10 protein-coding genes are annotated in these 10,902 nt (G+C 69.1%); 6 read left to right on the top strand and 4 right to left on the bottom strand.

Annotated features, from left to right (window positions below; genetic code table 11):
* Positions 1-643 (bottom strand): type VI secretion system tip protein TssI/VgrG (gene tssI, locus H610_RS0108275; protein WP_028239230.1); only part of this gene is annotated, 643 nt, incomplete at its 3' end.
* Positions 644-812: 169 nt separating this feature from the next.
* A complete protein-coding gene (locus H610_RS0108270) occupies positions 813-1,328 on the bottom strand; it encodes an Hcp family type VI secretion system effector (protein WP_028239229.1) in 516 nt (171 codons plus the stop codon).
* Between the two features lie 399 nt (positions 1,329-1,727).
* Between H610_RS0108270 and ilvA the strand changes: the two genes are divergently transcribed.
* Genes ilvA through H610_RS0108250 form a run of 4 tightly spaced genes read left to right on the top strand, consistent with a single transcriptional unit; the run spans position 1,728 to position 6,201 of the window.
* Positions 1,728-3,242: a threonine ammonia-lyase, biosynthetic gene (gene ilvA / locus H610_RS0108265; RefSeq protein WP_028239228.1), complete on the top strand. Its 1,515-nt coding sequence runs from the start codon at positions 1,728-1,730 to the stop codon at positions 3,240-3,242.
* Between the two features lie 3 nt (positions 3,243-3,245).
* Positions 3,246-4,514, top strand: coding sequence for an SDR family oxidoreductase (locus H610_RS0108260; RefSeq protein ID WP_028239227.1), 1,269 nt, complete (start codon positions 3,246-3,248; stop codon positions 4,512-4,514).
* Entirely contained in the window at positions 4,511-4,978 is a 468-nt protein-coding gene (locus tag H610_RS0108255) for a DUF2269 family protein (RefSeq protein ID WP_028239226.1), read from the top strand. Before H610_RS0108260 ends, H610_RS0108255 begins: the two co-directional genes overlap by 4 nt.
* Positions 4,978-6,201, top strand: coding sequence for an MFS transporter (locus tag H610_RS0108250; RefSeq protein WP_028239225.1), 1,224 nt, complete (start codon positions 4,978-4,980; stop codon positions 6,199-6,201). Before H610_RS0108255 ends, H610_RS0108250 begins: the two co-directional genes overlap by 1 nt.
* Here the strand turns inward: H610_RS0108250 and H610_RS0108245 are convergent.
* Positions 6,193-6,846 carry a histidinol-phosphatase gene (locus tag H610_RS0108245; RefSeq protein WP_028239224.1) on the bottom strand — a complete coding sequence of 218 codons (654 nt, stop codon included), beginning with the start codon at positions 6,844-6,846 and terminating at the stop codon, positions 6,193-6,195. The genes H610_RS0108250 and H610_RS0108245 overlap by 9 nt on opposite strands.
* A 180-nt stretch (positions 6,847-7,026) precedes the next feature.
* On the opposite strand from H610_RS0108245, the gene H610_RS0108240 reads away from it, so the two are divergent.
* Together H610_RS0108240 and ptsP are read left to right on the top strand one after the other, a co-directional pair.
* Positions 7,027-7,506, top strand: a complete 480-nt coding sequence (locus tag H610_RS0108240) for an RNA pyrophosphohydrolase (protein WP_028239223.1) — start codon at positions 7,027-7,029, stop codon at positions 7,504-7,506.
* A gap of 19 nt (positions 7,507-7,525) precedes the next feature.
* A complete protein-coding gene (gene ptsP, locus H610_RS23545) occupies positions 7,526-9,847 on the top strand; it encodes a phosphoenolpyruvate--protein phosphotransferase (protein WP_051231602.1) in 2,322 nt (773 codons plus the stop codon).
* A gap of 29 nt (positions 9,848-9,876) precedes the next feature.
* Here ptsP and H610_RS0108230 read toward each other — a convergent pair whose 3' ends face one another.
* Entirely contained in the window at positions 9,877-10,632 is a 756-nt protein-coding gene (locus tag H610_RS0108230; RefSeq protein WP_028239222.1) for an NRDE family protein, read from the bottom strand.
* Positions 10,633-10,902 lie beyond the last annotated feature (270 nt).

Here is a 10,902-nt window from a genome sequence, read left to right as displayed (position 1 = left end):
CGAAGCGCTTGACCACCGGCTCGTCGGCCACCAGCCCGGAGTCCTGCTGGTAGGCCACCGGCGCCAGCCGCGGAAAGACCGTCTGGTCGTCGCCGAACACCAGCACGTGGCCGGCCTGGTCGTGGCGGAAGTGGTAGTGGATGCCTTCCTCCTCGCACAGGCGCTGGACGAAGTGCAGGTCGCTCTCACCGTACTGCACGCAGTACTCGCGCGGCGGGTAGAGCACCGGGCCGAGGTCGAAGCGGTGGCCGACGCCCTCGAGGATGCCGTGCTCCTCGAGCACCCGGGCGACGATCTGCGGCACCGACAGGTGCTGGAAGATGCGCGGGTTGGTGCGGTGGGCGAGGTAGGCGAGCTGCGGGCGCAGGGTCAGCCGGTAGCGGGTCAGGCGTGGGCCGGATTCGCCCTGGGCGATGCGCTGGATCAGGCCGTGCACGCCCCCGCCGTCGGGGCCGAAGGCGAGGAAGGCGGGCTGGTGCAGCAGGGCCTCGAGGTCGAGGTCGGGGCGTTCGCCGACCAGTTCGACGTCGAAGGCGAAGGGCGTGGAAATCGCTTCGCGCCCGTGGAATTCGAGCACCTGCAGGTCGTGCTCGAGGCCTGGCACGTGCAGGCTGAAATGGGGCTGGTTGGCCGGGTTGAACATCCTTGTTCCTTCGGTCAGTCCATGGCAATGGCCCGCTTTTTACCCGAACGGCGAAGACAGGCTGCGCATGCGGTCGCGCTTTGCGGCCTGGCGGCCGCCGAATCGAGAGCTGCTACACACTCGCGGGAACGGCCAGACCCCGGCCTGGCCGTTCCCTGGCGCGTCCGGTTTAGACGATCGGCGTGCGCCAATCATCCGAGCCCGAGGTGCCGGAGACTTCGTGGGTCCAGATGATCTTGCGGTAGGTGAAGTAGACGTCTTCCAGGTGGGTGAAGTGCGCCATGTTCGGGTCCTGGCAGTTCGGCATGCGCGACTGCACGTCGACGATCACCGCGTCTTCCAGTTCGATGGTGAAGTAGTGCTCCTGGGTGCCGGTGGCGGAGGTGCGGTACCACTCCAGGCGGCATTTGTTCAGGCGCTCGCCGGAGGTCAGGGCGTTGAAGATCAGCGGGGAGGCCTTGTCGAAGACCTTGGTGATCATCAGCGGCTTGTGCACGCGCTGGCCGGTGGGCTGGCCGGACTGCGGGTCGCGCGGGATGATGACCTGGTGGTTGAAGGCCTGCACGAGGACCTGGTCCTCATGGCCTTCCTGGAAGATGTTGCCGACCGAGTCCTCGGTGAAGGTGCCAGCGGTGATCAGGCCCTGCTTTTGGCCTTCGATGGTCAGATACGCGGGTGTTGGCACGAGAGCGCTCCTTTGCCTTGAGTGAAATGCCGTCGGTTGCGGCACTGCAGGACAGCAGAAGCCGTGCCATCGCAATGAAAGTCTTTTATAACAATGTGTTGTGACTTTGCCGGATGGCGGCTGGAGGCCAGGCCGGCAACGGCGCACAAAAACCTGCGCAACAAGCTGCGCAGGCCTGCGCCAGTTCTTGCACAGTACGGGCCCATGCGGCGCCATGGCGGGTTTTCCTCAGCCTGCGCACAGGGTTATCCACAGCCACCTGTGCAACAAGCTGCGCAGGCGGCCGGTACCCTGGCGTCGCCAGCCGGAACTCCGCGCGCCAGGTGCGGTGGATCGGTGGTTTCAGGCCTTCGGCGACGTTAGACTCGTCGTTCGCCTCCCTCCCTGTGATCCCCGCCCATGCTCGAACAGTACGTCAAGAAGATCCTCACCTCGCGCGTCTACGACGTCGCGGTCGAAACACCCCTGCAGCCGGCCCGGCAGTTGTCCGAGCGGCTCGGCAACCAGATCCTGCTCAAGCGCGAGGACCTGCAGCCGGTGTTCTCCTTCAAGGTGCGCGGGGCCTACAACAAGCTCGCCCAGCTGTCGCCCGCCGAGCTGGCGCGCGGCGTGGTGACCGCCTCGGCCGGCAACCACGCCCAGGGCCTGGCGCTGGCGGCGCGCGAACTGGGGATCAAGGCGACCATCGTGATGCCGCGCACCACGCCCGAACTGAAGGTGCAGGGCGTGCGCGCCCGTGGCGGGCAGGTGGTGCTGCACGGCGACGCCTTCCCCGAGGCGCTGGCGTATTCGCTGAAGTTGGTGGAAGAGAAGGGCTACGCCTATATCCACCCGTACGACGACCCGCACGTGATCGCCGGCCAGGGCACCGTCGCCATGGAGATCCTGCGCCAGCACCAGGGGCTGATCGACGCCATTTTCGTGCCGGTGGGCGGCGGCGGGCTGATCGCCGGGATCGCGGCCTACGTCAAGTACCTCAAGCCTGAGATCAAGGTGATCGGCGTCGAGCCGGACGACTCCAACTGCCTGCAGCAGGCGCTGGCCGCCGGCGAGCGGGTGGTGCTGCCGCAGGTGGGCCTGTTCGCCGACGGCGTGGCGGTGGCGCAGATCGGCCAGCACACTTTCGATCTCTGCCGCGACCACGTCGACGAGGTGATCACCGTCAGCACCGACGAGATCTGCGCGGCGATCAAGGACATCTACGACGACACCCGCTCGATCACCGAACCGGCCGGCGCGCTGGGCGTGGCCGGGATCAAGAAATACGTCGAGCGCGAGAATGCCAGGGGCCAGGTGCTGGTGGCGATCGACTCCGGCGCCAACATCAACTTCGACCGCCTGCGCCACGTCGCCGAGCGCGCCGAGCTGGGCGAGCGGCGCGAGGCGATCATCGCCGTCACCATCCCCGAGCAGCCGGGCAGCTTCAAGGCCTTCTGCGAGGCGATCGGCAAGCGCCAGATCACCGAGTTCAACTACCGCTACCACACCGACAGGGAGGCGCACATCTTCGTCGGCGTGCAGACGCATCCCGAGAACGATCCGCGCGCCCGGCTGGTCGAGAGCCTGCGCGAGCAGGGCTTCCCGGTGCTGGACCTGACCGACAACGAGCTGGCCAAGCTGCACATCCGGCACATGGTCGGCGGGCATTCGGCGCGGGTCGACGAGGAGATGGTGCTGCGGTTCGAATTCCCCGAGCGGCCCGGTGCACTGTTCGATTTCCTCAACCGCCTCGGCGGGCGCTGGAACATCACTATGTTCCACTACCGCAACCATGGCGCCGCCGATGGCCGGGTGGTCGCCGCGCTGCAGGTGCCGGAGGACGAGCGCCACCTGGTCCCCGGCGCGCTGGATGCGATCGGCTATCGCTACTGGGACGAGAGCGACAACCCGGCGTACCGGCTGTTCCTCGGCTGACGCATGCGGATCCTGCTGGTCGGTGCCAGTGGATTCATCGGGGGGCGGCTGCTGGCCGCGCTCCAGGCCGCCGGCCACCCGCTGGTGGCCACCTCGCGCAGCGGGCGGGGCGCCGAGCTGCCGGGCGTGCGCTGGATGGCGCTGGACCTGGCCGCGCTCGCCGAGCAACCGCAGGCCTTCATCTGGCCCGAGGTCGATCTGCTGATCAATGCCGCCGGCCTGCTGGACACCCATGCCGGGCGCCTGGAGATGGTGCAGCATTTCGGCCCACGGCGGCTGTTCGAGCAGGCCGCGGAACAGGGCGCGGCGGTTCTGCAGCTGTCCGCGCTGGGCGCCGGCGAGCACCCCGGCGTGCCCTTCCTGGCGAGCAAGGCCGCGGCTGACGACCATCTGCTCGGCCTCGGGATTCCCGCCGTGGTGCTGCGGCCCTCGGTGGTCGTCGGCGAAGGCGGGGCCAGCAGCGGCTGGCTGGCGCAGCTGTCGCCCTGGCCGCTGATTCCATTGCTTGATCGCCGCGCGCGGCTGCAGCCGGTGCATGTCGACGACCTGGTCGGCGCCGTGCTGGCTCTGATCCGCCAGTGGCCGTCCGGCCCGCGCGTATTGCCGCTGGTGGGCCCGCAGGTCATGACCCTGGCCGAACTGATCGATCGGCTGCGGGCGCGCCAGGGTTGGGCGCCGGCGCGCTACCTGCAGGTCCCGGCGCCGCTCGCCCGGCTCGGCGCGCGCCTTGGCGATCGCCTCGGCTGGCGGGCGTTGAACAGCCAGACGCTGACGCTGGCCCGGCACGACAACCTCGCGTCGACGGTGCCGCTGGCCGAGGCCTGCGGCTACCTTCCCGCGCCGATCGAGGCGCGGCTGCAGGGCTGGCCGCGCCAGGCCGAAAGCGTCACCCTGGCGCTGCAGCCGCCGATGCTGGCGGCCATGGCGCTGGTCTGGCTCGGTACCGCGGCGGTCTGCCTCGGCCCCGGCTACGCCTGGGGGCTGGGAATCATGGCCGAGATGGGCGTGCACGGCTGGCCGGCAACGCTGGCGGTGGTCGCCGGCGCGCTGTGCGACGCGCTGCTCGGCCTCGGGCTGCTGCTGCGCCGCTGGCGGAGGCGGGCGCTGCAGGCGCAGGCCCTGCTGATGCTCGTCTACATGGCGATCATCAGCCTGGCGCTGCCGGGCTACTGGTTCGATCCGTTCGGCTCGGTCAGCAAGAATCTGGTCCTGCTGGTGGCCACGCTCTGGCTGTTGTGGACCGGGCCGACGAGGAGACACGCTGCGCGATGAGCCTGTACCTGCTGCTCAAGACCCTGCACATTCTCTCGGCCACCATCCTGTTCGGCACGGGGCTCGGCTCTGCCTACTACAGCCTGCGCGCCTGGCTGAGCGGGCGGGTCGAGGTGATCGCGGTGACCTTCCGCCACCTGGTCTTCGCCGACTGGGTGTTCACCGCCACCACCGCCGTGTTCCAGCCGCTGTCCGGGCTGGCGCTGGCGCACATGGCGGGGTTCCCGCTGACCCAGCCGTGGCTGCTGTGGAGCCTGGCGCTCTACGTGCTCGCCGGCGCCTGCTGGCTGCCGGTGGTGTGGCTGCAGATGCGCATTCACCGGCTGGCCGAGCAGGCGCTGCGCGAGGGCACGCCGATGCCGCCCGAGGCGCGGCGCTACATGCGCTGGTGGTTCGCGCTGGGCTGGCCGGCGTTCGGCGCCTTCGTGGCGATTTTCTTTTTGATGGTGAACAAGGGGATGTAATGGCCGCAGCGGCAGGGAAAGCTCCGAGGGATGTCGTGGTCGTGGCGCTGGTCACGGCGCTGTGCCTGACCGGCGATTCGATGCTCTACATCGCCCTGCCGATCTACTGGCGCGAGGCCGGTCTGGACGCGCTCTGGCAGGTCGGCGTGCTGCTGGCGGTCAACCGATTCATCCGTCTGCCTTTCAACCCGCTGATCGGCGCGCTCTACGCACGCATTTCGCTGAAGACCGGCCTGCTGCTGGCGGTCGTGCTCGGCATCGTCACCATCACCGGCTATGCGCTGGCCAGCGGATTTCTCGCCTGGCTGGCGCTGCGTGCGCTCTGGGGCGTGGCCTGGTCATTCTTTCGCATCGGCGGGCTGTCGGCGGTGGTCTACTGCGCCGCCGACGACCAGCGCGGCCGGGCCATGGGCCTGTACAACGGGCTGTACCGCCTGGGCAGCCTCGCCGGCATGCTGATCGGCGGGCTGCTGGTGCCGGTGTTCGGCCTGCCGGCGCTCGCCTTGGCCTTTGGTGCGGCGGCGGTGCTCGGCATTCCGCTGCTGCTGTTCGGCTTCCATCCGCCGGCCGGGCACGAAAGCGCGCCCAAGGCGCCGGCGAGCCGGCCGACATCGACCATCGCGGTGCCGAGTCACTGGCGGCGCATCGTGTTCAACGGCTTCAGCATCGCCCTGCTGGTGCAGGGCGTGCTGGCCGCCACCCTCAGCGCGCTGATCGCCCATCTCTACGGCACGGAGGTCGAGTTGCTGGGCGTGCTGCTCGGGGTCACCGCGCTGTCCGGCCTGCTGCAGGCCGCGCGCTGGAGCTGGGAGACCTGGCTCGGCGGGCGCATCGGGGAGCTCAGCGACGGCCCGCGCGGACGCCTGCCGCTGCTGGTGGCGGCGCAGGCGGCGATGGCGCTGGGGTTCGGCAGCCTGGCCCTGAGCCTGCCGCTGGGGCTGTGGCTGCTGCTGTGCCTGCTGGTGATGGTGCTCTGCACCGCACTGACCACGCTCGGCGATGCCCTGGCCGCGGATGCCGCGCGCCAGGGCGACGTGGTGCGCTCGATGACTCGCTATTCGATCGCCCAGGACCTGGGGGCCGCGCTTGGTCCGCCGCTGGCCTTCCTGCTGCTGACGGCCCCGGGCGGCTTCGCCTGGCTCTACGGTGGCGGGGCGCTGCTGCTGGCGGGGCTGGCCGCGCTCTGGGGGACCACCCTGCGCGACCAGCGGCGCTCAGCGTAGCGAAATGACCTTCCAGCCGCGCTGCTCGGCGATCTGCCGCAGCGTCGGGTCCGGGTCCACCGCCACCGGGTGGCTGACCTGCTCGAGCAGCGGCAGGTCGTTGCGCGAGTCGCTGTAGAAATAGCTGCCTTCGAGGCTGTGCCCGGTCTCTGCGAGCCAGCGTTGCAGGCGCCTGACCTTGCCTTCCTGGAAGCAGGGGATGTCGGTGGTGCGGCCGGTGTAGCGGCCATCGATCATCTCGCATTCGGTGGCCAGCAGGATATCGACCCCCAGCCGCGCGGCGATGGGGGCGGTGATGAAGCGGTTGGTGGCGGTGATGATCACCACCTGGTCGCCGGCTCGGTGATGCTCGCGCACCAGCGCCTCGCCCTTGGCCAGCACCATGGGTTCGACATAGTCGCGCATGAATTCCGCGTGCCAGGCCTGCAACTGGGCGAGCTCGCTGCGGCCGAGCAGCTCCTGGCAGAAGTCCTGGTAGGCCTGCACGTCGAGCGTGCCGGCCAGGTAGTCCTGATAGAAGGCATCGTTGCGCGCGCGGTAGTTCTCGGCGTCGACCAGCCCGCGTTCGCACAGGTAGGTGCCCCAGGCATGGTCGCTGTCGCCGGCGAGCAGGGTGTTGTCGAGATCGAACAGGGCCAGGGGCACGACGGTATCCTCGCGAAGCATGGAAGGGCCGCAAGCATACCGCTTTACGGCCGGTCCGGGCGCTCTGCACGGCGGCGGAGAAGGCCGGGCGCGGCGTGCCGGACGGCGTTTCGCCGCGCTTTCGGCTGTGCGCCCTTTTATGGAACAATGCGGCGACATGCGTTAGCGAGGTTGTGAGCGGTGATCGATCCTGATGGTTTCCGTCCGAATGTCGGCATCATCCTGACCAATGATCACGGCCAGGTGCTCTGGGCGCGCCGGATCAATCAGGATGCCTGGCAGTTTCCGCAAGGCGGCATCAATGCCCGGGAAACGCCGGAAGAAGCCCTCTATCGCGAACTCAACGAGGAAGTCGGCCTGGAGCCGCAGGACGTGCGGATTCTCGCCTGCACCCGCGGCTGGCTGCGCTACCGCCTGCCGCAGCGGCTGGTGCGCACCCACAGCCAGCCGCTGTGCATCGGCCAGAAGCAGAAGTGGTTCCTGCTGCGGCTGATGTCCGACGAGCAGCGGGTGCGGCTGGACATGCACGGCAAGCCCGAATTCGACGGCTGGCGCTGGGTCAGCTACTGGTACCCGCTGGGTCAGGTCGTCACCTTCAAGCGCGAGGTCTACCGGCGCGCCCTCAAAGAACTCGCTCCGCGTCTGATGGCGCGGGAGTGACGGGAGAATCGCTCTGAGCATGCTCGGCACGCTGCGCAAGATCGTACAGGAGGTCAACGCCGCCAAGGACCTCAAGGCGGCGTTGTCGATCATCGTGCAGCGCGTGCGCGAGGCCATGGGCAGCCACGTGTGCTCGGTCTACCTGCTGGACCCGGAAACCGAACGCTTCGTGCTGATGGCCACCGAGGGCCTGAACAAACGCTCGATCGGCAAGGTCAGCATGGCGCCCAACGAAGGCCTGGTCGGCCTCGTCGGCACCCGCGAGGAGCCGCTGAACCTCGAGGACGCGGCCAGCCACCCGCGCTTCCGCTATTTCGCCGAGACCGGCGAGGAGCGTTACGCCTCCTTCCTCGGCGCGCCCATCATCCACCACCGCCGGGTGATGGGCGTGCTGGTCGTCCAGCAGAAGGAGCGCCGCCAGTTCGACGAGGGCGAGGAAGCCTTCCTGGTCACCATGAGCGCGCAGCTCGCCGGGGTGATCGCCCATGCCGAGGCGACCGGCTCGATCCGCGGCCTCGGCCGCCAGGGCAAGGGCATCCAGGAGGCGCGCTTCATCGGTGTGCCGGGCGCGCCGGGCGCGGCCGTCGGCACTGCACTGGTGGTGCTGCCGCCGGCCGACCTGGAGGTGGTGCCGGACAAGACCATCGACAACGTCGAGGCCGAGCTCGCCCTGTTCGAGCAGGCGCTCGAAGCGGTGCGCGCCGACATGCGCGCGCTGTCCGACCGCCTGGTCAACCAGATGCGCCGCGAGGAACGCGCGCTGTTCGACGTCTACCTGATGATGCTCGACGACTCCGCCCTGGGCGGCGAGGTGCGCAAGGTCATCCGCACCGGGCAGTGGGCCCAGGGCGCGCTGCGCCAGGTGGTCAACGACCACGTCAAGCGCTTCGAGCTGATGGACGACGCCTACCTGAGCGAGCGCGCCTCCGACGTCAAGGACCTCGGCCGGCGCCTGCTGGCCTACCTGCAGCAGGCCCACCAGCAGACCCTCGTCTACCACGACAACACCATTCTGGTCAGCGAGGAGCTGTCGCCCTCGATGCTCGCCGAGGTGCCGGAAGGCAAGCTCGCCGGGCTGGTCTCGGTGCTCGGCTCGGGCAACTCGCACGTCGCCATCCTCGCGCGGGCGATGGGCGTGCCGACGGTGATGGGCGTGGTCGACCTGCCGTATTCGAAGGTCGACGGCATCCAGCTGATCGTCGACGGCTACCGTGGCGAAATCATCACCAACCCGGGCGACGTACTGCGCGAGCAGTACTGCGCGCTGGTCGAGCAGGAGCGGCAGCTGTCGCAGGGGCTCGACGTGCAGCGCGGGCTGCCCTGCGAGACGCCCGACGGCCATCGCGTACCGCTGTGGGTCAACACCGGCCTGCTGGCCGACGTGGTGCGCGCGCAGGAGCGCGGTGCCGAAGGGGTCGGGCTGTACCGCACCGAAGTGCCCTTCATGGTCAAGGACCGCTTCCCCAGCGAGAAGGAGCAGCTGGCGATCTACCGCGAACAGCTGCAGGCTTTCCATCCGCTGCCGGTGACCATGCGCACGCTGGACGTCGGCGGCGACAAGCCGCTGTCCTACTTTCCGATCAAGGAAGCCAATCCCTTCCTCGGCTGGCGCGGCATCCGCGTCACCCTCGACCATCCGGAAATCTTCCTCGTCCAGACCCGCGCCATGCTCAAGGCCAGCGAGGGGCTGAACAACCTGCGCATCCTCCTGCCGATGATCTCCGGCACGCACGAGGTGGATGAAGCGCTGCACCTCATCCACCGCGCCTGGGGCGAGGTGCGCGACGAGGGCACCGACGTCGAGATGCCGCCGGTGGGGGTCATGGTGGAGATTCCCGCCGCGGTCTACCAGATCCGCGAGCTGGCGCGCCAGGTAGACTTCATCTCGGTCGGCTCGAACGACCTGACCCAGTATCTGCTCGCCGTGGACCGCAACAACCCGCGGGTCTCGGATCTCTACGACTACCTGCACCCGGCGGTGCTCGAAGCGCTCCAGCGGGTGGTCACCGGGGCCCACGCCGAGGGCCGGCCGGTGAGCATCTGCGGCGAGATGGCCGGCGATCCGGCGGCAGCCGTGCTGCTCATGGCGATGGGCTACGACAGCCTGTCGATGAACGCCACCAACCTGCCGAAGGTGAAGTGGATGCTGCGCCAGGTGCCCTTGAGCACCGCCCGCGAGCTGCTGGCCAGGGTCAGGAGCATCGACAACCCGCAGGTCATCCACAGCGTGCTGCAGCTGTCGCTGAGCAAGCTCGGGCTGACGCGCATGATCAATCCCGCGGCGGCGGCGATCCAGCCGGACGGTCCGGGGCCAGGCCCCGGACTCGGCGTGCACCGCTAAGGCCTGCGGAGGGGCCGCCGCGCCGTTTCCTACTGCACGGGTTTCTGGAGCCGCGTTTCCCCGCGCGGCTGGCCGTTGGGGCCGAAGCGGCGTTCCACCAGTTCGAAGCCTCCGTCGGCGTGCATGATCAGCGCCGTGCTCGAGCGCGTGCCGTATTCCTCGCCGACGATGAAAATGCTCGACAGCCGCCGCTCCCAGTCGAGCGCGACGCCGGTGTCCGGAAGGTGCTCGTCCGGCGCCTCGCGCGGGTCCTGCAACAGTTCCAGCAAGGCCTCGGTGGAGGGTGAGTCCAGGCAGCCGCAGAGGACCTCGCGGGCGTTCAACAGTTTCGGCCAGGGGCTGTCGAGCGCGTCGTTGGACAGGCCGTAGAGGCCCGGCGCCAGCGCGCGCGGCCTGGCTTCCTGCGAATTGAGGTACCACAGCGCGCCAGCGTCGCCGACCAGCAGATTGAAGCCGCTGTAGGCCGGCAGCCGCTCGACCACCTCGGCGAGATAGGCAGCCGGCGACAGGTCGCCGCGCAGGTAGCGGCCGACGAGCTCGCCGCGCGAGCGCGCGCCCACCGGACGGCCCGGCGCGCGGATGTTGGTCAGCGCGGCGAAGCGCCCGTTCGGGCCCAAACCCATCCAGGTGCCGCCGGCCTGCAGGTCGCGCCCGGCGAGCACCCCAGGCGCGTCTTCCCACTCGCAGAGCGGCAGGGTGGGGCGGGCGTGGAATTCATCGCGATTGGCCGCGACGATCAGCGGGTGCGGCTGGCCGGGGCGCCAGGCGAACACGATCAGGCACATGCGGGGGTCCGGAAAGGCGGCTGAAGGCTAGAGGCTAGACGAAAGCGGGGGAGGATGGCCAGCCGGCCGGGCGGCAGGCCAAAAGCGGCTACAGGCGGCAGGCCACAGGCGGCAGGCGGCAGGCGAAAAGCGCGGAAAAGCGCTTGACAGCGTTTTGGCGAGGCCCGACACACTGGAAGCCTGAAGCCTGAAGCCTGAAGCCTGAAGCCTGAAGCCTGAAGCCTGAAGCCTGAAGCCTGAAGCCTGAAGCCTGAAGCCTGAAGCCTGAAG

The organism is Stutzerimonas azotifigens DSM 17556 (assembly GCF_000425625.1).
Lineage (GTDB): Bacteria > Pseudomonadota > Gammaproteobacteria > Pseudomonadales > Pseudomonadaceae > Stutzerimonas > Stutzerimonas azotifigens.
Note: the sequence above shows the minus strand (reverse complement) of the source record. Positions and strands in the feature narration are given on the sequence as shown.